Consider the following 21,499-nt stretch of genomic DNA (forward strand, 5'->3'; position numbering starts at 1 on the left):
GTCTGAGCGAAGTGCAACGTAGCGAGTTCGAGCGAGACCCCGCCTGAACCGAGCACCGCAGGTTGCCCGCAGCGAAGCGGAGGGACGCAGACAGCAGGGTCGCCTTTTCTTTGGTGACTTTCTTTTGGCGACGCAAAAGAAAGTTACTTGCCGCCGGGCAACCCCGGCCAGCGGCCTCAGCTAAAGGCCCATCCTCAAGCAGTCCTCGCCCGTCCACCTTTCTCCGCCCAGGTCCGTGTCCACCGGATCTGCATCACCCGCAGCATCACCAGCATGCCCAGCGACAAGGCTGCAAAGAAGAAGAACCCCCACATGTAAGTGCCCGCATACTGCTTGGAAATACCCATGGCATTGGGCACCAAGCCGCCGCCCAGTGCGCCGATTTCCCCAATCATGGAGCCGGCCACCGCGGTGGCCAGGGGCCAGCGCAGCGGTACCAGCTGGAAAAGGGCGCCATTGCCTGCACCCAGTGCGGCAAAGCACAGCATGACCAGCAAGGTGGTGGCCACGAGGGATTTGCTGGCCAGCCCGCATGCCACGAGTGTGACGGCGATGGTGAGCAGTACGACGCTCAAGGTGTTCACGCCGCCCCAGCGGTCCGAGATCCAGCCGCCGAAGATGCGCAGCGCCGCGCCCATGAAAGCTGCCAGCATGGACAACTGGCCTGCCTGCACCTTGCTGACACCGAACTGGTCGTAGTAGTAGGAAGGCAAAAACGTCGCCAGCCCGATGAAGCCGCCGAAACTCACGGCGTAGATCAGGCTGAAGGCCCAGCCGTCTTTTTCAAACAGGCAGGCCACGTGTTCGCGCAGTGTGGCGTGGCTGTCCACATCGTCGGGTTCTTTGGCAAAAAGAATCATCGCGATCATCGGCAGCAGCATGGCTACGGCGGCAATGCCGTAGACCGACTGCCAGCCGAAGCGCTGCGCCAGCGCCGGCGCGACAAGCACGGAGACAGCGGTGCCCACGTTGCCCGCACCGACCAGACCCATGGCCAAGCCCTTGTAGCGGGGAGGGAAGGAGCCCGAACCCAGGCTGAGCGCTACGCCGAAACTGGCGCCGGCAATGCCCAACAGCACGCCCATGGCCAGCAGGCTGCTGTAGGAGTCAACCACGAAGTAGCCGAACAGCAGCGCCACCATGATCAGGCCCATTTCGACCAGCGTGGCATTTTTGCGGCCAATGTATTGCGCCAGCACGCCCAGCGGAAAGCGCATCAGCGCGCCGGCGAAGATGGGAACCGACAGCATCACGCCTTTTTCTGTGGGCGAGAGCTTGTAGGTTTCCGAAATGAAAGGCGCCATGGCGCCGTTCATGACCCAGATGCAGCACGAAAACGCGAAGTAGAAAAACGCTGCACCCAGTGTGGGCGCGTGGCCAGCCTTGAGAAAATTACGAAACCCCGCCATGGTGCAAGCTCTTTCTGTGAAGATGGTTGATTCACAGAAACAGTGCGAAAAGCATGCCAACTTGGGGCATGCAAAACGCACCCTTGCAGCGCAATTTAGGGGTGTTGGCCTGATTTTTTTGGTGCGCCGCACAAATAACGTGCACGCGGCCTCAAGAGAGGTTGCGTGTAGCGCTGGGTGTGCGGTTCAGTTTTTGCGGTCCATGTCGACGCAGACCATCGCCGCGTAGTGGTTCCAGCGCAAGGTGATCACGTAGGGGCGCTTGCGTACCCGGGCCTTCATGCCCTGCGCGCCCTGCAGCTTGATCGGCACTGAAATCTGCAGCTCGGACCCCAAAGCCTTGCGTGCATTGCCTGCCAGGGTGTTGGCGATTTCACCCACCGCGTCAAGCAGGTTGCCATCGCTGAGGTCAGTCTCATGCTGGAGCAGCAAAATTTCCCGCACCAGTTTCCCCGGCATGGACACCACCACATGTCCGTTGTGGCTTCCCGAGAAGGTGACGATGCCGTTGAATTCAAAGGCTTCGATATCTCCCGTGCCGAGATAGGCCGAGGTGATCTGCGGTTCCTGTCGGGTCGTGATCTTGAGGTAATGCCGGATGGAATCGACAAAGAGCTTGAGGTCGTTTTCGTTCAGTGTGGCCATCGCAGTGTCCTTAGCGCACGTCTGCAACGTCGAGCAGTGCAATCTGCAGCTCTTCGTCGGTAAAGGGTTTGGCAACGAATCCGCGGGCGCCCAGCTTGAGTGCCTGGATGGCTGTCGATTTGTCGCTGAGCGCGCTGACCACCAGTATCTTGATGGACGGGTCGAACTTCAGCAATGCGGTGATGCATTCAATGCCGTCCATCTCGGGCATGGTCAGGTCCATGGTGACGACCTCGGGGCGGGTTGCCCGGGCCAGCCGCACGGCTTCGAGGCCGTTCTTGGCCAGGCCTGCGAGCACCACGCCCTTGATGCCGCCGTTTTGCACCACTCTCGAAATCCGGGTCCGGATCATGTTGGAGTCGTCAACAATCAGCAGTCGCATGGAGAAGCTCCTGTGTGGGGTTTGTGATGGCCATTGCTGGATTGCTTCAGGAAAATTCAGGAAAAAGAAACCTTGAATTCGGTGTGCTGGCCGGGCGTGCTGGACAACAGCAGGCGCGCCCCCAGCTGCTGCACGTTGGTCTGCACCAGGTCCAGGCCCACGCCGCGGCCTGCGTGGCGGGAGGTGGCACCGGCCGTGGAAAAGCCCGGCTTGAAAATATGCGCAACGATCTGCTGCTCGCTGAAGCTTTGCAGCTGCTCAGGCGTATACCAGCCCAGTTCAAGCAGACGGCGGCGAACGTCGGCCGCATTCAGGCCCGCGCCATCGTCGCGCACGCTGAGCTGCCACTGGCCGTCTTCGTTCCGGGTGAGGTTGACGGCAATCCGCCCGGCCTCCGCTTTGCCCGCAGCGCGCCGCACGGAGGGCGCCTCCACGCCGTGCACCACGGCGTTACGCAGAAGCTGGATGGCGATTTCGCGCAGCAGGTTCATCTTGTCGGCCGGCATGTCCTGGGCACTGCCCATACGCACCTCGGCATCCACGCGTTTGCCGCAGTCGGTGCCGACCTCGTTCGCCAGCTGGGTTAGCACGGCGTTCAGTCCTTGCGATGCGGAACCGTCCGGGGCGGGCGCCGTGTCACCGCCTGAGCGCTTCTGGCCCAGCGCCTTGAAGGCGCCGACCTTGGCCAGCAGGTCCTCGAGCGGCAAAGGCAGGGCCAGCAGAGCGTCGCCGGTGGCGGCGCCGTTGTCCTTGAGCTTTTGCAACTCGCTTTCGAACTGATGGGCCAGTGTGGCCAGGATTTCCAGTCCGAGCGATGCTGCGTCGCCCTTGAAGGCGTGGATGCGGCGGTAGGCGCCGTCCACAGCTTTGAGCACCTGGACTTCCGAGGCGGCCGATGAAGTGCTTCGCAGCAGGTCGTTGACTTCCAGCAGGGACGCTTCAGCCCGCTCGACAAAGGCGCGCATCATGGCCGGCTCCGTCTCGAAAGCCTTGAGCATCATGGACAGCTCTTTTTGCGAGCGCTGGCGTTCGCCGGTCAACCGGGCCTGCAACTCGACCTTTTGCGTGATGTCCTGTACGGTGACCAGCAGGTGCCGCACCGTGGCGCCGTCCTGCACCCGGTTGAAATGGAAAGAAAGATAGCGCTTGGTGTCCTGGCCCAGCCGGTTCCTGACGGTGAGTTCCACTTCCGACAGCGGGTTGATGCCCTGGATCAGCTGCTCCTTGACGTGTGGAGAGAACAGCAACTCGACATAGTCCCGCGCATCGGTCAATGCCTTGTCGGAAACCAGGGTGGACAGCTGGTAGAAAAAGTTTTGCCCCGGTGCCAGTGTTTTGCCGAACAGTGCATGGGTCGAGCGGGACAACTGGGAGCCGAGCTGGTGCTGGGGTGTCAGCAGGAACAGGCCTTCGCGCACGCTGGCGAGAATTTCCCGGTTTTCTTCGGTGGCAGCTTCAATCGCGGCGTCTGAAGTTTTCAGGCGGCGCAGGAACTTGAACAGAATGAAGGCGAAATTCAGCAGTGCCAGCACGATGCCGACGGTTTGCACCATGCGCAGTACGCTGGCGCGCGAGGCGCCGATCTGCTGCGTTTCCGTGACGAAGTCGTTGGCAACGCCCAGCAGTTTGATGTTGTTGGCCTGGCTATAGGCCAGCGCGGCAGCCAGTTCCGTCTGCGTGAAGCCGTCGCCGGCAAGCAGGGGCTGGAGCAGCTCGAAATAGGGCTTCCACAGCGCATCCACCTTGTCCTCCAGCTCGCGGCCCCGGCTGGACACCACGGGCTCCAGGTACACCGGTTTGCCGTCGCCGCCGGGAATGGTGCCGCCTTCGCGGAATGCGACATGGGAGGCCTGGAAGATCTTTGCGCCTGAACGCAGCTCGGCCAGTGTCTCGGGCTTGTAAGGCGTGCCCGCCACCCGCATGGCGTCGAGTTCGAGCAGGGTGCGTGCGACACGCTGAGAAACATAGCGCTGGCGGCCGGAAAGGTTGATGGCCACGGTGTCCTGGTCGATCTTGAACGAGGTGTAGAAGTTCAGGACCAGCACCCCCAGGTCAAACAGCAGGAAAAGCGCGACCGCGATGATGATTTCACGGTACTTCCCGAGCGAGGCGAGGCCGCTCGAGCGCGCAGGCCGTGTGCTGGCCGGTGCGCCATGGGCGATTCTGCCGGCGCCGGGGATTGGCAAAACTGCAGACATTGGAAACCTCCTGCTTGGTTGTTTAGTCGCGGGCCACCGCAGAACCGGCTTTGCCGGGCTGCTGGTGGCGCCCCCTCGAGGGGGAGGCGCCAAAGGCGCTTCGGGGGCGAGTCTTTACTCAGGCTGCTTTTTCGACGTGACCCTGGCGGGTGTAAAGGAAATCGATCACGGCTTTGCGGTAACCCAGGTAGCGGATGTCTTCGGCCAGCGCCACGCGGGAACGCGGGCGGGGCAGTTCCACCGGCAGCACTTCGCCGATCGTGGCGGCGGGACCGTTGGTCATCATCACAATGCGGTCGCTCAGCAGCACGGCTTCGTCGACGTCATGGGTCACCATGACCACCGTGCTTTGCGTGGTGGCGACGATTTGCAGCAGTTCGTCCTGCAGCTTGGCGCGGGTCAGGGCGTCAAGGGCGCCGAAAGGCTCGTCCAGCAGCAACACCTTGGGTTCCATCGACAGCGCGCGTGCAATGCCGACGCGTTGCTTCATGCCGCCCGAAATCTCGCCGGGACGTTTTTGCGCAGCCGGCGTCAGTCCGACCATGGCCAGTGCGGCGTCGGTGCGGGCCTTGAGTTGCGCCTTGCTTTCGGTGGCTGAGAACACGCGCTCGACAGCGAGGTAGACATTTTCAAAGCAGGTGAGCCAGGGCAGCAGCGAATGGTTCTGGAATACGACAGCGCGCTCGGGGCCGGGTCCGGCAATCTCGCGGTTGGCGCACAGCAGGCTGCCCTCTGTCGGCGTGGTCAGGCCGGCAATCAGGTTGAGCAGCGTGGATTTGCCGCAGCCTGAATGGCCGATCAGTGTGACGAACTCGCCTTTGGCGACCGTGAGGTTGATGTGCTGCAGTGCGCAGAACGGCCCCTTTTTGGTCTTGAAGGTTTGCTCGACGCCCTGGATTTCGATGTATTTGGTGGTGAAGGATGTCATGGCTTGGTTCTCCTTTTGTTCGAGCGGTTCAGTTCTTGACTTCTTCAAACGTGAAGGCTGTGGCGAGCTTGATCAAGGCGAACTCCAGCACCAGGCCGACGATGCCGATCACGAAGATCGCGATGATGATGTTCTTGACGTTGAGGTTGTTCCACTCGTCCCAGACCCAGAAGCCGATGCCGACGCCGCCGGTCAGCATCTCTGCCGCCACGATCACCAGCCAGGCGGTGCCGACAGCCAGACGAACGCCGGTCAGCATGTAGGGCAGCACGGCAGGAAAGAGAATCTTGGTGACGATCTTCCACTCGCTGAGGTTGAGTACACGCGCCACGTTCATGTAGTCCTGGGGCACGCGCTGCACGCCGACTGCCGTGTTGATGATCATCGGCCAGATGGAGCAGATGAAGATGGTCCAGATGGCTGCGGGGTTGGCGCCCTTGAAGACCAGCAGACCAATCGGCAACCAGGCCAGCGGCGAGACCGGGCGCAGCAGGCTGATCAGCGGGTTGAACATGCGGCTCAGAAAGTTGAAGCGCCCGATCATGAAGCCGACCGGTATGCCGACGACAGCCGCCATACCGAAGCCCATGGCCACGCGCTTGAGCGAAGACAGCACGTTCCAGCCCACACCCTGGTCATTCGGCCCCTTGCTGTAGAACGGATCACTGAAGATCTGCACCGCCTGCACAAAGGTGTCTTTGGGCGAGGGAATGCTGCCGGCCGTGCCCATGAAAACAAGCTCCCAGATCAGCACCAGCAAACCCAGGCCCAGGAGGGGGGGCAGGACGCTGAGCCAGAGCCAGGAGGCATCGCCGGATGGCTTGGTGATGGGGGTGGGTTTTGTTGGAGCGTTCATGCTGTTTTGGGCTGTAGCGCCCGTTGGATGAGCGCCACCAGCTATCGAATTGATAGCGGCAGCATCTCTGGGCCTTTCGTTGCTGCGGCTTGCCGGGGTTGCCGCCTCCAGCGGGTTGTGAAATACGGCACTGACCATGGCGTCACCTCTTTACGTAGGAAGGTTGGGTGGGGTGTAGCGTGGATATCGCGTGGGTGTTCAGGCGTGAACCTTGAAACTGTCGGCGTATTTTTTCGGGTCCTTGCCGTCCCACACGGTGCCGTCCATCAGCTTGCTGCTGCGCATGATGTCTTTGGGAACGCTGGCCTTGGCCGCCGTGGCTGCCTGCTTGTAGACGTCGATGTGGTTGATTTGCTTGGCAATGCCCAGGTAGTCGGGGTGATCCTTGATCAGGCCCCAGCGCTTGTGCTGTGTGAGGAACCACATGCCGTCGGACAGGTAAGGGAAGCTCACCGCACCGTCGTTGTAGAACTTCATGTAGTTCGGGTCGTCCCAGGTCTTGCCCATGCCGTTCTGGTAGCGGCCCAGGATGCGCTGGTTGATGGCGTCCACGCTGGTGTTGACGTAGCTCTTGTCGGCCACGGTCTCGGCCATCTTGTTTTTGTTGGAGAGGCTGGCGTCAATCCACTTGCCGGCTTCGATGATGGCGGCGGTCACGGCACGCGCGGTGTTGGGGTATTTCTTGACGAAGTCGGCGGTGGTGCCTAGTACTTTTTCTGGGTGGTCCTTCCAGACGTCCTGGGTGGTCACGGCGGTCACGCCGATGCCGTCGATGATGGCGCGGTGGCCCCAAGGCTCGCCCACGCAGAAGCCGTCCATGTTGCCCACGCGCATGTTGGCCACCATCTGCGGCGGCGGCACGGTGATGACTTTGGCATCCTTCATCGGATTGATGCCATTGGCAGCCAGCCAGTAGTAGAGCCACATGGCGTGGGTGCCGGTGGGGAAGGTCTGGGCGAAGGTGTATTCGCGCTTGTCCGTCGCCATGAGCTTGGCCAGGCCCGCGCCGTCAACCGCGCCTTTGTCGGCGAGTTTTTTGGACAGCGTGATGGCCTGGCCGTTGTTGTTGAGCGTCATCAGCACAGCCATGTCTTTCTTGGGGCCTGCCGTGCCCATGTGCACGCCGTAGACCAGGCCGTAGAGCACGTGGGCGAAGTCCAGCTCGCCGTTGACGAGCTTGTCGCGCACACCGGCCCAGCTGGCTTCTTTGGTCGGGATGATCTTGACGCCATATTTCTGGTCAATGCCCAGCACCGAGGCCATGACCACGGAGGCGCAGTCGGTCAGCGGTATGAAGCCGATCTTCACTTCCTTCTTCTCCGGCGCGTCGGAGCCCTGGGCGTACACGGCAGCGCGCAGGGCGGGGTTGATGCCCACGGCGCCTACGGCCGCGGCCTGCAGCACGGTGCGGCGTGTCAGCGAAGATTTCAGCAGTTCAGTCATGTTGGCGGCTCCTGATAGTTAAAAACGAAAGACAAAAACAAAAAAGGCGCTCGACCCGGGCAACACGTTGAACGTGATGCAGGGTGCGAACGCCTTTGTTCCTTGGGGGCACCACACACTTCGCCATTGAAGTGCTGTGCCGGTCGGCCATCTTTGACCAGTGCCTAGGGCATTGCAAAAGCTGTGCCAGGGTTGGCGGGTGTCGTTAGGACGCGGTGGTTTTGAGAGTGGGTGCGCCCAGTTATGCGAGCCATGTGAAGTGCGCTGTGGGCAGCTGCGGGGCGGGATGACGCAGGGTTGCAGGTTGATGTTTGCACCGTATTTGTGCGCTGCACCAATTGAGGGTTTATTGAGGCCTGGCCGGCGATTCAGCCCAGCAGGTCCAGGGCGTCCAGCATGCGCTGGGCTACTTCGCCTAGGCGCAGGCCCTTGTCCATGGCGGCCTTGCGCAGCTTTTCGTAAGCGGCCTGCTCAGACAATCCCTGGCGCTGCATCAGCATGCCTTTGGCCCGGTCTATGACTTTTCGGTCATGCAGCTCTGTTTTGGCATGGGCCAGTTCTTTGCGCAGGCCCTGTTCGTGTTCAAAGCGCGCCATGGCCACATCCAGGATGGGGCGGATTCGATCCGGGGAGAGGCCGGCCACCACATAGGCCGACACGCCGGCGGCGACGGCATCCTTCACGTGGCTGGTGTCGTTGTCGTTGGTGAACAGCACGATGGGCCGGCGGGCGTCCCGCGTTGCCATGACCACATGCTCCAGCGAATCGCGGGCCTCACTTTCGGCGTCCACGATGATCATGTCGGGTTGCAGTTGCGCCAGGCGCTCGTCCAGGAAGGTATCGGCCGGGAGCACCGCGACAATGTTGTAACCGTTTTCCAGCAGGCCGATACGCAGCTGGCGCGAGCGCTCGGCCAGTTCCCGTGCATGGGCGTCATCGGATACGGACTCCAGCAGGTCCGGGGCGATGATGACAAGGCGCAGGGATTGGGACGGTGTCATGTGCCAAGCGGTGCAAGAACCGTGCCCCCACAGTCGTTCACTGCGTGTAACTCCCGAGGCCTTGCTGGCCGCAGCTCACGAGACGTTTCGCCTCTGTCGCCCGTCCAAGCCTGCACAGGCAGGCTTGGAGCCGCGGGCTCCAGCCCCTCGGGGACCGCCCGCCTGCAGCCCCAGTTGATGTGAGGAGTTACCTCAAACCTTACACTTGGACGATGCTAGTTCTAGGAATCGAATCGAGTTGCGATGAAACCGGTGTGGCGCTGGTGGATGCCAGCGGCGGCGGAGTGCCGCGCCTGCTGTCGCACGCCTTGTTTAGCCAGATAGACATGCACCAGGCGTATGGCGGTGTGGTGCCCGAGCTGGCCAGCCGGGACCATATCCGGCGCGTCTTGCCCTTGACACATCAGGTCATGGCAGAGGCGGGAAGCAGCCTTGCACAGGTAGATGTGGTGGCTTATACGCGCGGCCCTGGGCTTGCAGGTGCGTTGCTGGTGGGGGCGGGTGTGGCCTGCTCGCTGGCGGCGGCGCTGGGCAAGCCGGCCATGGGTGTGCATCACCTGGAAGGGCATTTGCTGTCGCCTTTTTTGAGTGCCGACCCGCCTGAATTTCCTTTTGTGGCGCTACTGGTATCCGGCGGGCATACCCAATTGATGCGCGTGGACCGTGTGGGAAGTTATGAATTGCTGGGTGAAACCATTGACGATGCGGCGGGTGAGGCCTTTGACAAGTCGGCCAAGCTGATGGGCCTGCCTTATCCAGGAGGGCCACATCTGTCGAAGCTGGCTGAGGGCGGTGACGGCGCGGCCTTTAAGTTGCCGCGACCCTTGCTGCACAGCGGCGATCTTGATTTTTCCTTTGCCGGGCTCAAAACCGCGGTGCTAACGCAGGCCAAAAAACTGGGGCCGGATCTGGAAAGCCGCAAAGCCGATCTGGCCGCGTCTACGCAGGCGGCCATCGTTGAAGTGCTGGTGAAAAAATCACTCGCAGCCATGACGCAAACCGGGTTGAAGCGCCTGGTGGTGGCTGGCGGCGTGGGCGCCAATGCGCTGCTGCGCAGCCAACTTGATGCCGTGTGCAAACAGCGAGGCATCCGCGTGCATTACCCCGAGCTGCATTTATGCACCGACAACGGCGCCATGATCGCCCTGGCGGCTGGCATGCGCCTGCAAGCCGGGCTTGAAACGCTTCAGCGCGACTACACGTTTGATGTGAAGCCGCGCTGGAGTTTGACCCCCACGGTCGCTCGCGCCGCGTAGCTCCCTGCCCCCCGAGGGGGCCGCTGCGCCTGCGGCCCGGCAAAGCCGGTTCTGCGGCCCTGGCTGGCAGGGACGGCTACCCGGCTTTGGTCGGTGGCTACTGGATGTCGAGGTGGGTGACGTTGCTGACAGGGACTTTTTTGCCCAGTGTCAGGGTCAACACGCCGTTTTCCAGTTTGGCGCTGCTGTTGGCGGTATCGATTTCCAGCGGGAAGCGCCATGCGGCCTTGATCTTGCGGGGTGCGTCTTCCTTGCTGGAGACACGAACCACGTCGCCTTCAATGCCGATATCCAGTTGTTCGCGGGCCAGGCCGGGAACGTCGAATTGCAGGGTATAGGCCTTCTCGAGGTCTTCCACGTTGGCAGCCTTGGCGGCGCCGGTGTCAGACAGCGACGAGAAGGTATCGTTGAGGAATTTTTCCAGGGCGCCGTTGCTCACGACGGGTGCGTAGTGGCGTTGAAAGGCACGGGCAGGGCGATGGGCGAGAGAGTAAAACATGGCTATTCCTTGATGGATGAACAAGGGGTGTTTTCCCCTTACACTGCGCGGCGCTCACCGTGATTGCCGCTTGCACCCCAGTTAGGTGTGCAAGCGGTTTATTCAAGCCAAATCAGGCAAAAGACCAGGGTCTATTTTTTTATGCAGAAACACTTGAAACGCTTCCTCATGGCCCTATGTCTTTGCGCCTCGGCGGCGGCGTTCGCGCAGACCGCAAGCCAGCCGCCTGTGCCGGCACCTGTTCGTATTGCGCTGATCGAAAGCCTGTCAGGCGCATTCGCCAATACCGGCGAAGCGGTGTTCCGAAACCTCGTCTGGGCCACTGAGCGCGTCAATGCCCGTGGCGGCGTGAAGCTGGCAGGCGGCCCGCGCAACCTGGTCGTTGAGCGCTACGACAGCAAGGGCCAGAACGAAGAGGCGCTGGCGGCATTGCGCTCGGCGATCGACGACGGCGTGACCATCGTTGCACAGGGCAATTCCTCCGCGATTGCGGCTGTGCTGATCGACGCCATCAACAAGCACAACGAACGTGAGCCGAACAAGCGCGTGCTGTTTCTCAACTACTCGGCGGTCGACCCGATCCTGACGAATGAAAAGTGCAGCTACTGGCATTTCCGCTTTGATGCGCATGCAGACATGCGCATGGCCGCGCTCATGGATGTGCTCCGGGACGACAAGGCGCTCAAAAGCATTTACCTGATCGGCCAGGACTACAGTTTCGGCCAGGCCGTGCTGCGCGAGGCGCGCAAGCAACTGGGTGCGCAGCGACCCGACGTGCAGATCGTGGGCGACGAGTTGCACGCGCTGGGCCGTGTCAAGGACTTCATTCCCTATGCCGCGAAGATCAAGGCCAGCGGAGCGCAGGCAGTGCTTACGGGCAACTGGGGTAACGACCTGACGCTGTTGATCAAGGCGGCAAGGGAAGTCGGTTACGAGGGCAAGTTCTATACCTTCTACGGCAACGCGCTGGGCGTGCCGGGCGCGCTGGGCGATGCCGGCGTAGGCAAGGTGATCGCGGTGGCCGACTGGTTCCCGAATGAGGCGGGCGTGCAGTCCGAAGCCTTCTACCAGTCCTTCCGCCAGCGCTTTCCCAAGCCTCAGGACGACTATGTGCATATGCGCATGCAGCTGATGATTGAGGCCCTGGCCCAAAGCCTTGACAAAGCGGGCAGTGCTGACGCCGGCGCGGTGGCGGCGCAGCTTGAGCGCAGTACGGTCACTTTTGCGGGCCACAAAGGCGCGATGCGCTCGGCCGACCACCAGTTCCAGCAGCCGCTGCTGGTGGCGTTGATGGGCAAGCAGGGTTCGCCGGGTGTGAAATTTGACGTGGAGGGTTCCGGCTACGGTTTTCGCGTCATCAAGACTATTTCGCCCGAAAAGGCCGAGCAGCCCAACAGCTGCAAGATGGTCCGGCCTTGAGTTCAAATTGGCTGATTGAATAATTGATTGAAGCCGGCAGGCGGACGGACTATCCATGAGAAAAACTGTTTTAGATCTTGAAGAATCGATGATCCGCCAGGTGGCCAACGCGGGCATGGGGCGCGATGACGTCCTCAAGTTCTGGTTTGGCGAGAGCGATGAGGTCACGCCCGCGTTTATCCGCGATGCGGCGGCTGCATCGTTGCAGCAGGGCGAGACTTTTTATGCGCAAAACCTGGGCTTGCCAGAGCTGCGGGAGGCTATTGCCAATTACGCGACGGGCCTGCGCTGTGCGGGGGCCGCGCCGATCACGGCCGAGCGCATCGCTGTGACTTCCGGCGGCGTCAATGCGCTAATGCTGGCGGTGCAGGCGCTGGTGGATGCCGGCGACGAAGTTGTGGCCGTGACGCCTGTCTGGCCCAACCTGACGGCCCAGCCGGCCATCATGGGCGCGCAGGTCAAATGCGTCAGCCTCAAGCCGGTGGCAGGCGAGTGGCGGCTTGATGTGGCCGAGCTACTGGCCGCCATCACGCCGAAAACCAAACTACTCATCGTCAACGCGCCCAACAATCCCACCGGCTGGACGCTGTCGCGCGCCGAGCAGGAGGCCATCCTGGCGCATTGCCGCAAGACCGGGACCTGGATCCTGGCGGACGAGGTCTATGAACGGCTTTATTACGAGGCCACCCCTAACGGTTGCGCCCCCAGTTTTCTGGATATCGCCGCGCCCGAGGATCGACTGGTGGTCGTTCACAGCTTTTCCAAGAGCTTTTTGATGACCGGGTGGCGCCTGGGCTGGCTGGTGATGCCGGCTGCCATGACGCCACACATGGGCAAGCTGGTGGAGTTCAACACCTCCTGCGCGCCGGTGTTCGTGCAGCGGGCCGGGCTGGTGGCCATCGAACGCACGGCCGATATCACGCCCCGGGTGGTTGCCCATCTGAAAACCTGCCGCGACACTTTGGTGCCGCTGCTGCAGGCCGTGCCGGGCGTGCAGTTGGCGCCGGCCAAAGGCGGCATGTACGCCTTTTTCAGGCTGGAAGACCAGGCGCGCTTTGGGGACTCGCTGGAGACGGCCAAACGCCTGGTCGTGGAGGCCGGGCTGGGTCTGGCGCCCGGCAATGCCTTCATGGTCAACCCAGGCCCGGAGGCCCAGGGCTGGCTGCGCTGGTGTTTCGCCAGCCAGGACGTGGACAGGCTTGGGCAGGGGGTGGGGCGCCTGAGGCGCTGGCTTGGGCTATAATCCAAGGCTCTGCGCAAATTGAGGCCCCAGATAGAAGTTTTAGGGGCCTTTTCATGCCGGAACACGACGAAAGCGGTTTATTCAACTCCCATGTCGGGAACGCTGCTTCGCTCGCAAGCGCACCTCGGTGCAAGAAAGAGAAAACATGATTGCAAAATCAATCAAGGCCGAAATCGTTCAGGCCAACGCACGTGCCGCCGGCGACACCGGCAGCCCTGAAGTTCAAGTGGCGCTGCTGACCGGCCGCATCAACGAACTGACCCCCCATTTCAAGGCCAACGCCAAGGATCACCATGGCCGCCGCGGTCTGCTGCGCATGGTGAGCCGCCGCCGCAAGCTGCTGGACTACCTGAAGTCCAAAGATGCCGAACGTTACACCGCGCTGATCGCCAAGCTTGGCCTGCGCAAGTAATCGGTAACAACGATTTGAAAGCGCCTGAGTTAGTTCACTAGCTCAGGCGCTTTTTACTTCGGAGCAAGGCAAAACGAGCACGCGCTGTGTCATTCCACAAGAAAAGCCCTGGTCAGGCCTCTGATCCCAGGCATTTTGTGGAATGGCATCGTGTTCAGCCAGCCGCCGCTCCGGGCCTCCCGCACTGCCTCAAGTGCGTGAATTTAGTGGAGATAAGAACATGAGCATTTTCAACAAAGTCACCAAGTCTTTCCAATGGGGCCAGCACAAAGTCACGATGGAAACCGGCGAAATCGCACGCCAGTCCAGCGGCGCCGTCATCGTTGATATGGACGGCACCGTGGTGCTGGCCACCGTGGTTGCCAAGACCGATGCCAAGCCCGGCCAGGATTTCTTCCCCCTGACGGTTGACTACCTTGAGAAAACCTACGCCGCCGGCCGCATTCCCGGCAGCTTCTTCAAGCGCGAAGGCCGCCCCAGCGAATTCGAAACGCTGACCTCCCGCCTGATCGACCGCCCGATTCGCCCGCTGTTCCCCGAAGGCTTCTTCAACGAAGTGCAGGTCGTGATCCACGTGCTGTCGTTGAACCCTGAAGTGGAAGGCGACATCCCCGCGCTGATCGCTTCGAGCGCCGCCTTGTCGATCTCCGGCATCCCGTTCAACGGCCCCATCGGCGCCGCCCGCGTTGCTTACATCGACGGCCAATACGTTCTGAACCCCGGCAAGACTCAGCTCAAGGATTCGAAGATGGACCTCGTCGTGGCCGGCACTGAAGCCGCCGTGCTGATGGTCGAGTCCGAAGCCCAGCAACTGTCCGAAGAAATCATGCTCGGCGCCGTAGTGTTCGGCCATGAGCAAGGCAACATCGCCATCAACGCGATCCACGAACTCGTGCGCGACGCCGGCAAGCCGGTCTGGGACTGGAAAGCTCCCGCCAAGAACGAACCGCTGATCGCCAGGGTGAACGAACTGGCCGGCGCCAAGCTGCAAGCCGCGTACCAGATCCGCGCCAAGCAAGCCCGTACGCAAGCCTGCCGCGTGGTGACTTCCGAGGTGATGGCCGCACTGAAGGCTGACGGCGTTGAATTCGACGGCGTGGCCGTTGAAGGCATGCTGTTCGACATCGAAGCCAAGATCGTTCGCAGCCAGATCCTGGCCGGCGAGCCCCGTATCGACGGCCGCGACACACGCACCGTGCGCGCGATTGAAATCCGCAACAGCGTGCTGCCACGCACCCACGGTTCGGCCCTCTTCACGCGTGGCGAAACCCAGGCGTTGGTCGTGACCACACTGGGTACCGAGCGCGACGCTCAGCGCATCGACGCACTGTCGGGTGACTACGAAGACCGCTTCATGCTGCACTACAACATGCCTCCGTTCGCCACCGGCGAAACCGGCCGTGTTGGTTCGCCAAAACGCCGCGAGATTGGTCATGGGCGGCTTGCGAAGCGCGCGCTGATCGCCGTGCTGCCCACAAAGGAAGAATTCCCGTACACCATGCGTGTGGTGTCTGAGATCACCGAGTCCAATGGCTCCTCGTCGATGGCTTCGGTTTGCGGCGGCTGCCTGTCGCTGATGGACGCCGGCGTGCCGATGAAAGCCCACGTGGCCGGTATCGCCATGGGCCTGATCAAGGAAGACAACCGCTTTGCCGTGCTGACCGACATCCTGGGTGATGAAGATCACCTGGGCGACATGGACTTCAAGGTTGCGGGTACCACCTTCGGTATCACCGCGCTGCAGATGGACATCAAGATCCAGGGCATCACCAAGGAAATCATGCAGGTCGCACTGGCCCAGGCCAAGGAAGCCCGCATGCACATCCTGGGCAAGATGCAGGAAGCCATGGGTGAAGCCAAGGCCGAAGTCTCCGACTTCGCGCCGCGCCTCTATGTGATGAAGATCAATCCCGAGAAGATCCGCGACGTGATCGGCAAGGGCGGCGCCGTCATCCGCGCGCTGACCGAAGAAACCGGCACGCAGATCAACATCGAAGAAGACGGCACCATCACCATCGCGTCCAATGACAGCGCTAAGGCCGACGAAGCCAAACGCCGCATCGCCGAGATCACCGCAGAAGTCGAAATCGGCAAGGTCTACGAAGGCCCGGTCACCAAGATCCTGGACTTCGGTGCACTGATCAACCTGCTGCCCGGCAAGGACGGCCTGCTGCACATCAGCCAGATCGCCCACGAGCGTGTTGAAAAAGTCACCGACTACCTGAGCGAAGGCCAGATCGTCAAGGTGAAGGTTCTTGAGACCGACGAAAAAGGCCGTGTCAAGCTGTCGATGAAGGCCCTGCTGGACCGTCCGGCCCAGGACCAGGACCGGGGCTGATCAATATTTGCTATTGATTTTGTAGCTGCTTGCGCTCTTGTACAGAGGGCTGGCGGCTCAAATGACCTTGATACGCCATGAAAGTTGTTGAAATTACCTCCTACGGCAAGCCTGAGGTGTTGTGCCTGGCTGATCGCCCGGCGCCCATCGAAGGCTCTGGCGAGGTAGTGATCCGCGTGAGCGCCAGTGGCGTCAACCGCCCTGATGTTCTTCAGCGAATGGGTCACTACCCGGTACCGCCCGGGGCATCTGACATCCCCGGGCTTGAAGTTGCGGGTGTGATCGTGTCCGGCGATGCCGGGGCCATGACTGCAGCCGGTCTCAAAATCGGTGACCGTGTTTGCGCGTTGGTCGCGGGTGGCGGCTATGCCGAGTTGTGTGTTGCTCCGATTGGGCAGTGCCTGCCGGTGCCTTCAGGGTTGAGCGACATCGAGGCGGCATCTCTGCCCGAGACGTTTTTCACCGTCTGGAGCAATGTGTTTGAGCGCGCTTACCTGCAGCCGGGCGAAACCTTGCTGATCCAGGGCGGCTCCAGCGGCATCGGCGTCACGGCCATTCAGATCGCCAAGGCCCTGGGGGCCACGGTGCTGGTAACGGCCGGCAGCGACGAAAAATGTGCTGCCTGTGTTGCCATGGGCGCGGACCATGCCATCAACTACAAGACCAGCGACTTTTCCGAAGAGGCAAAAAAGCTGACCAACGGGAAGGGCGTCGACGTCATTCTTGATATGGTTGCCGGTGGTTATGTTGCGCGAGAAGTTGACTGCATGGCCGAAGACGGCCGTCTGGTCATCATTGCGATACAGGGCGGGGTCAAGTCCGAGATCAATGCAGGATTGGTGTTGCGCAAGCGCTTGACCGTCACCGGTTCAACCCTGCGTGCGCGATCTGTCGAGTTCAAGAGTGCCATTGCGAATGCATTGAGGGACAAGGTCTGGCCACTGCTTGCGAGCGGTGCTGTCAAGCCGGTGATTCACAGCACGTTTGCGGCGGCTGATGCGGCCAAGGCGCATGCATTGATGGAGTCCAACCAGCATGTCGGCAAAATCGTCTTAACCTGGTCACCGGCACCATGAAGAAGCTTATTGCTGGTAACTGGAAAATGAACGGCGGCCTGGAGGCCAACGCGGCCTTGCTGGATGCCTTGGCGAGCGGGCTGGCCAGCCCTCCGGCATGCGAAGTGGCGGTTTGTGTTCCCGCGCCTTACCTGGCACAGGTTCAGTTATTGCGAGCTGCAAAACCCGGCCTGTCTGCCATTGAACTGGGCGCGCAGGATGTGTCCGCTCATGCCAGCGGCGCCTATACGGGTGAAGTCAGTGCCGCGATGCTCAAGGAATTTGGTTGCCGTTTCGCCATCGTTGGTCACTCGGAGCGCCGCCAGTATCACGGTGAGACTGATGCGATGGTCGCCGACAAGGCAAAATCTGCACTGGCCTGCGGTGTTACCCCCATCGTTTGTGTTGGCGAAACGCTGGCCGAACGTGAGGCAGGCCATACCGAGGAAGTCGTGAAGCGGCAGCTCGCGGCGGTGATCCACGCCAATGGCCACTGCATCAGTGAAATCGTGGTGGCCTATGAACCGGTATGGGCGATTGGTACCGGCAAGACAGCGACCCCGCAAGAGGCGCAGGCTGTGCACCTGGTGCTGCGCAGCCAATTGAAGGCGGCTACCGATCGGTTTGCCCGCGTGAAAATCCTGTATGGCGGCAGCATGAATGCGGCCAACGCGGCAACGCTGCTGGCCCAGTCCGATATCGATGGCGGCCTGATTGGCGGTGCCTCGCTCAAAGCCCCCGATTTTTTGACAATTATTGCTGCAGCCCGCAACTGACGAGCGCAGAACGCTATTAATTTAGGAGTAGATATGAACGTTGTATTAACCATTGTCCTCGCCGTGCAAATGCTCTCGGCACTCGGCATGATTGGCCTGATCCTGGTGCAACACGGCAAGGGCGCAGACATGGGCGCGGCATTTGGCAGCGGCGGTTCGGGCAGTCTTTTTGGCGCCAGCGGCAGTGCCAATTTCCTGTCACGCACTACCGGTGTTCTCGCCGCGTTGTTTTTTGCCTGCACCTTGCTGCTTGCTTACTTTGGCAATGCTCCTGCACGCACAAGCTCCAGCGTCCTGGAGGGGGCCGCCGTGACCGCTCCGGCGCCGGCTGCTGCAGCTTCCGGCGCGGCCCAGATTCCGGGAACCTCTGCACCTGCAGGTACCGGCACGGCAGTTCCTGTCCCGCCTGCGCCCGCCGCCTCCGGTGCCGCGCAAATCCCGACGAAATAACGAGATTTTGCTGTTGCCCGCAGTCGGGAGCGGCAATATTTCGGGGTAAACTCTAAGACTGTCTGGAAAGCCAAAACCGCAAGGTTCCTCATGCCATCCAGGCAGTTAAATACCGCGGACGTGGTGAAATTGGTAGACACGCTATCTTGAGGGGGTAGTGCCGAAAGGTGTGCGAGTTCGAGTCTCGCCGTCCGCACCAGATTGACATGCATCGGCAGCAACGCTCCGGCAGTGCTGTCGGCTCAAACGGCAAGCTGAAGCAAACCGCGCAAGTGGCTTTTCAGAAGTTGAATCCACGATGAACCTCGATCAATACCTTCCTGTTCTTTTGTTTATTCTGGTGGGTGTGGGTGTCGGTGTGGTGCCTCAGGTCCTGGGGCGTTTGTTGGGCCCTGTGCGTCCCGACAGCGAAAAAAATTCCCCTTACGAATGCGGCTTCGAGGCTTTCGAAGATGCCCGCATGAAATTCGATGTGCGCTACTACCTGGTTGCCATCCTCTTCATTCTTTTTGACCTCGAAATCGCGTTTCTTTTTCCCTGGGCCGTGGCGCTCAAGGAAATCGGCCCCGTCGGTTTCTGGTCCGTCATGATTTTCCTGGGCATTCTGGTCGTGGGCTTTGTCTACGAGTGGAAAAAGGGTGCGCTGGACTGGGAGTGATTTCATTTCCAAATCGAGCGTGAACGCGAAGGTCCGCCGTAGACAGTGCTAAGGCACGGCAAGGCGGGCCGACAAAGTGCAAGTTTGATTTGGAAATGAAATAAGAAGATCCCGAGGGTTCTCTAGGCGGGTCACGCCACAAAGGTACGGGTATGTCACTTGAAGGTGTTTTCAACGAAGGCTTCATGACCACGAGTTACGACTCGGTGGTGAACTGGGCCAAGACGGGTTCGCTTTGGCCCATGACGTTCGGCCTGGCCTGCTGCGCCGTCGAAATGATGCATGCGGGCGCGGCGCGTTACGACCTGGATCGCTTCGGCATGTTGTTTCGTCCCAGCCCACGTCAGTCCGACCTGATGATCGTGGCTGGCACGCTGTGCAACAAGATGGGACCGGCACTGCGCAAGGTGTATGACCAGATGTCCGAGCCGCGCTGGGTGTTGTCCATGGGCTCTTGCGCCAATGGCGGCGGCTATTATCACTACAGTTACTCCGTGGTTCGCGGCTGCGACCGTATCGTGCCGGTTGACGTGTATGTGCCCGGCTGCCCACCCACAGCGGAAGCGCTGATGTACGGCATCATCCAGCTGCAGCAGAAAATTCGTCGCACCAACACGATTGCGAGGGCATAAGACATGTCCTCTTCTCCTGTTTCCATGGAGCAACTCGCCGAAACGATTCGTGCAGTGCTCGGCGACAAAGTCAAGAATCTGAACATCGCGCTCGGTGAGATCACTCTTACGGTTTCTGCTGCCGACTACCTGGCTGCCGCAACCCAGTTACGTGATGCGCCCGGTTGCCGCTTCGAGCAACTGATCGACCTGTGCGGCGTCGATTACTCCGAATACAAGGACGGCCAATACGACGGTTTGCGCTATTGCGTGGCGTCGCATCTGTTGTCGGTCAGCCTCAACCAGCGTGTTCGCCTCAAGGTGTTCTGCCCCGACGATGATTTCCCCGTGGTGGATTCGCTCAATGGCATCTGGAACTCGGCCAACTGGTTCGAGCGCGAGGCCTTCGACCTCTACGGGATCATCTTCGAGGGCCACAACGACCTGCGCCGCATCCTGACCGACTACGGCTTCATCGGCCATCCTTTCCGCAAGGACTTCCCGACTTCGGGCCACGTGGAAATGCGCTACGACCCCGAGCAAAAGCGCGTGATTTACCAGCCGGTCACCATCGAGCCGCGTGAGATCACTCCCCGTGTGATCCGCGAAGACAACTATGGCGGGCTGCAGTAAGCGGCGCTTGCAAGAGATACCCCACATGGCAGAAATCAAAAACTACACGCTCAACTTTGGGCCACAGCATCCCGCGGCACACGGTGTGCTGCGCCTGGTGCTCGAGCTCGACGGCGAAGTGATTCAGCGCGCCGACCCGCATATCGGCCTGCTGCACCGCGCGACCGAAAAACTCGCCGAAAGCAAGACCTACATCCAGTCGCTGCCCTACATGGACAGGCTGGACTATGTCTCGATGATGTCCAACGAGCATGCCTACTGTCTGGCCATCGAAAAACTGCTCGGCGTCGACGTGCCGGTTCGCGCGCAGTACATCCGCGTGATGTACGCCGAAATCACGCGCCTGCTCAACCACCTGCTGTGGCTGGGCGCGCACGGTTTCGACTGCGGCGCGATGAACATCCTGATTTATTGTTTCCGCGAACGAGAGGCGCTCTTCGACATGTACGAGGCCGTGTCCGGCGCGCGCATGCATGCGGCCTACTTCCGCCCGGGCGGCGTCTACCGCGACCTGCCCGACAGCATGCCGCAATACCGCGTCAGCAAGGTCAAGAACGCCAAGGCCATCGCGGCGCTCAACGAGAACCGCCAGGGTTCTTTGCTCGACTTCATCGAGGACTTCAGCAACAAATTCCCCGGTTATGTCGATGAGTACGAAACCCTGCTGACGGACAACCGCATCTGGAAGCAGCGCACCGTCGGTGTCGGCGTTGTGTCGCCTGAGCGTGCCCTCAACCTCGGCTTCACCGGCCCCATGCTCCGCGGCTCGGGTTTCGCCTGGGACTTGCGCAAGCAGCAGCCCTATGATGTCTACGACAAGATGGACTTCGACATCCCGGTCGGCAAGACCGGCGACTGCTACGACCGTTACCTCGTCCGTATCGAAGAGATGCGCCAGTCCAACCGCATCATCAAGCAGTGCATTGACTGGTTGCGTGTCAACCCCGGACCTGTGATCACCAGCAACCACAAGGTGGCCGCACCCGACCGCGAATCCATGAAGACCAACATGGAAGAGCTGATCCACCACTTCAAGCTCTTCACCGAAGGCTTCCATGTGCCCGAAGGCGAAGCCTATGCGGCGGTCGAGCACCCCAAGGGCGAGTTTGGTATCTACATCGTCAGCGACGGCGCCAACAAGCCGTATCGCCTGAAGATTCGTCCGCCGGGTTTCCCGCACCTTGCGGCCATGGACGAAATGTCGCGCGGCCACATGATCGCCGATGCCGTCGCCGTGATCGGCACCATGGACATTGTGTTCGGTGAGATTGATCGCTAAACCGGATG

Annotated in this window: 21 protein-coding genes and 1 tRNA gene; 13 read left to right on the top strand and 9 right to left on the bottom strand. The window is 61.0% G+C overall.

The features are described from left to right. Positions 1-194: 194 nt before the first annotated feature. The 8 genes from AC1DVV_RS02915 to AC1DVV_RS02950 all read right to left on the bottom strand — a co-directional run bounded on the left by AC1DVV_RS02915 (position 195) and on the right by AC1DVV_RS02950 (position 8,862). Complete coding sequence (locus AC1DVV_RS02915; protein ID WP_457279081.1) at positions 195-1,409, bottom strand: MFS transporter; 1,215 nt, start codon at positions 1,407-1,409, stop codon at positions 195-197. A gap of 186 nt (positions 1,410-1,595) precedes the next feature. Continuing rightward, complete coding sequence (locus tag AC1DVV_RS02920) at positions 1,596-2,054, bottom strand: chemotaxis protein CheX (RefSeq protein ID WP_431097274.1); 459 nt, start codon at positions 2,052-2,054, stop codon at positions 1,596-1,598. Between the two features lie 10 nt (positions 2,055-2,064). Then, on the bottom strand, positions 2,065-2,436 hold the full coding sequence (locus AC1DVV_RS02925; RefSeq protein WP_457279080.1) for a response regulator transcription factor: 372 nt from the start codon (positions 2,434-2,436) through the stop codon (positions 2,065-2,067). A gap of 56 nt (positions 2,437-2,492) precedes the next feature. After that, the gene (locus AC1DVV_RS02930) at positions 2,493-4,634 is read right to left on the bottom strand and encodes an ATP-binding protein (protein WP_457279079.1); all 2,142 of its coding nucleotides are present in this window, start codon (positions 4,632-4,634) and stop codon (positions 2,493-2,495) included. Between the two features lie 118 nt (positions 4,635-4,752). Further along, positions 4,753-5,562 carry an ABC transporter ATP-binding protein gene (locus AC1DVV_RS02935; protein ID WP_457279078.1) on the bottom strand — a complete coding sequence of 270 codons (810 nt, stop codon included), beginning with the start codon at positions 5,560-5,562 and terminating at the stop codon, positions 4,753-4,755. A gap of 28 nt (positions 5,563-5,590) precedes the next feature. Beyond that, the gene (gene ntrB / locus AC1DVV_RS02940; protein WP_457279077.1) at positions 5,591-6,418 is read right to left on the bottom strand and encodes a nitrate ABC transporter permease; all 828 of its coding nucleotides are present in this window, start codon (positions 6,416-6,418) and stop codon (positions 5,591-5,593) included. A 198-nt stretch (positions 6,419-6,616) separates the two neighbouring features. Then, positions 6,617-7,861 (bottom strand): CmpA/NrtA family ABC transporter substrate-binding protein, encoded by a 1,245-nt coding sequence (locus AC1DVV_RS02945; protein ID WP_457279076.1) that lies wholly within the window; start codon positions 7,859-7,861, stop codon positions 6,617-6,619. Between the two features lie 368 nt (positions 7,862-8,229). Beyond that, positions 8,230-8,862 carry an ANTAR domain-containing response regulator gene (locus AC1DVV_RS02950; RefSeq protein ID WP_457279075.1) on the bottom strand — a complete coding sequence of 211 codons (633 nt, stop codon included), beginning with the start codon at positions 8,860-8,862 and terminating at the stop codon, positions 8,230-8,232. 212 nt (positions 8,863-9,074) lie between these two features. Here AC1DVV_RS02950 and tsaD point away from each other — a divergent pair, with 212 nt between their 5' ends. Continuing rightward, positions 9,075-10,118, top strand: coding sequence for a tRNA (adenosine(37)-N6)-threonylcarbamoyltransferase complex transferase subunit TsaD (gene tsaD / locus AC1DVV_RS02955; RefSeq protein ID WP_477667744.1), 1,044 nt, complete (start codon positions 9,075-9,077; stop codon positions 10,116-10,118). A gap of 97 nt (positions 10,119-10,215) precedes the next feature. On the opposite strand, the gene AC1DVV_RS02960 is transcribed toward tsaD, so the two are convergent. Next, the gene (locus tag AC1DVV_RS02960; protein ID WP_457279073.1) at positions 10,216-10,617 is read right to left on the bottom strand and encodes an Hsp20/alpha crystallin family protein; all 402 of its coding nucleotides are present in this window, start codon (positions 10,615-10,617) and stop codon (positions 10,216-10,218) included. Between the two features lie 141 nt (positions 10,618-10,758). Here AC1DVV_RS02960 and AC1DVV_RS02965 point away from each other — a divergent pair, with 141 nt between their 5' ends. The 12 genes from AC1DVV_RS02965 to AC1DVV_RS03020 all read left to right on the top strand — a co-directional run bounded on the left by AC1DVV_RS02965 (position 10,759) and on the right by AC1DVV_RS03020 (position 21,491). Then, positions 10,759-12,036 carry a branched-chain amino acid ABC transporter substrate-binding protein gene (locus AC1DVV_RS02965; protein WP_477688865.1) on the top strand — a complete coding sequence of 426 codons (1,278 nt, stop codon included), beginning with the start codon at positions 10,759-10,761 and terminating at the stop codon, positions 12,034-12,036. Positions 12,037-12,091: 55 nt separating this feature from the next. Next, complete coding sequence (locus tag AC1DVV_RS02970) at positions 12,092-13,279, top strand: pyridoxal phosphate-dependent aminotransferase (protein WP_457279071.1); 1,188 nt, start codon at positions 12,092-12,094, stop codon at positions 13,277-13,279. Positions 13,280-13,424: 145 nt separating this feature from the next. Then, the gene (gene rpsO / locus AC1DVV_RS02975) at positions 13,425-13,691 is read left to right on the top strand and encodes a 30S ribosomal protein S15 (RefSeq protein ID WP_348046953.1); all 267 of its coding nucleotides are present in this window, start codon (positions 13,425-13,427) and stop codon (positions 13,689-13,691) included. Between the two features lie 220 nt (positions 13,692-13,911). Next, positions 13,912-16,029, top strand: coding sequence for a polyribonucleotide nucleotidyltransferase (pnp, locus tag AC1DVV_RS02980; RefSeq protein WP_457279070.1), 2,118 nt, complete (start codon positions 13,912-13,914; stop codon positions 16,027-16,029). Positions 16,030-16,106: 77 nt separating this feature from the next. Beyond that, positions 16,107-17,105 carry an NAD(P)H-quinone oxidoreductase gene (locus AC1DVV_RS02985; protein WP_477667743.1) on the top strand — a complete coding sequence of 333 codons (999 nt, stop codon included), beginning with the start codon at positions 16,107-16,109 and terminating at the stop codon, positions 17,103-17,105. Next, the gene (gene tpiA / locus AC1DVV_RS02990; protein WP_477667742.1) at positions 17,102-17,860 is read left to right on the top strand and encodes a triose-phosphate isomerase; all 759 of its coding nucleotides are present in this window, start codon (positions 17,102-17,104) and stop codon (positions 17,858-17,860) included. Before AC1DVV_RS02985 ends, tpiA begins: the two co-directional genes overlap by 4 nt. A 33-nt stretch (positions 17,861-17,893) precedes the next feature. Then, on the top strand, positions 17,894-18,310 hold the full coding sequence (gene secG / locus AC1DVV_RS02995; RefSeq protein WP_457279067.1) for a preprotein translocase subunit SecG: 417 nt from the start codon (positions 17,894-17,896) through the stop codon (positions 18,308-18,310). A gap of 114 nt (positions 18,311-18,424) precedes the next feature. Further along, positions 18,425-18,509, top strand: a tRNA-Leu gene (locus tag AC1DVV_RS03000). 99 nt (positions 18,510-18,608) lie between these two features. After that, the gene (locus tag AC1DVV_RS03005; RefSeq protein WP_007864471.1) at positions 18,609-18,968 is read left to right on the top strand and encodes an NADH-quinone oxidoreductase subunit A; all 360 of its coding nucleotides are present in this window, start codon (positions 18,609-18,611) and stop codon (positions 18,966-18,968) included. 152 nt (positions 18,969-19,120) lie between these two features. Beyond that, positions 19,121-19,600 carry a NuoB/complex I 20 kDa subunit family protein gene (locus tag AC1DVV_RS03010; protein WP_007864469.1) on the top strand — a complete coding sequence of 160 codons (480 nt, stop codon included), beginning with the start codon at positions 19,121-19,123 and terminating at the stop codon, positions 19,598-19,600. 3 nt (positions 19,601-19,603) lie between these two features. After that, positions 19,604-20,212: an NADH-quinone oxidoreductase subunit C gene (locus AC1DVV_RS03015; RefSeq protein ID WP_457279066.1), complete on the top strand. Its 609-nt coding sequence runs from the start codon at positions 19,604-19,606 to the stop codon at positions 20,210-20,212. Positions 20,213-20,237: 25 nt separating this feature from the next. After that, the gene (locus tag AC1DVV_RS03020) at positions 20,238-21,491 is read left to right on the top strand and encodes an NADH-quinone oxidoreductase subunit D (RefSeq protein ID WP_457279065.1); all 1,254 of its coding nucleotides are present in this window, start codon (positions 20,238-20,240) and stop codon (positions 21,489-21,491) included. The last annotated feature ends 8 nt before the right edge of the window (positions 21,492-21,499 follow it).

The organism is Polaromonas sp. P3_B4, assembly GCF_056402835.1.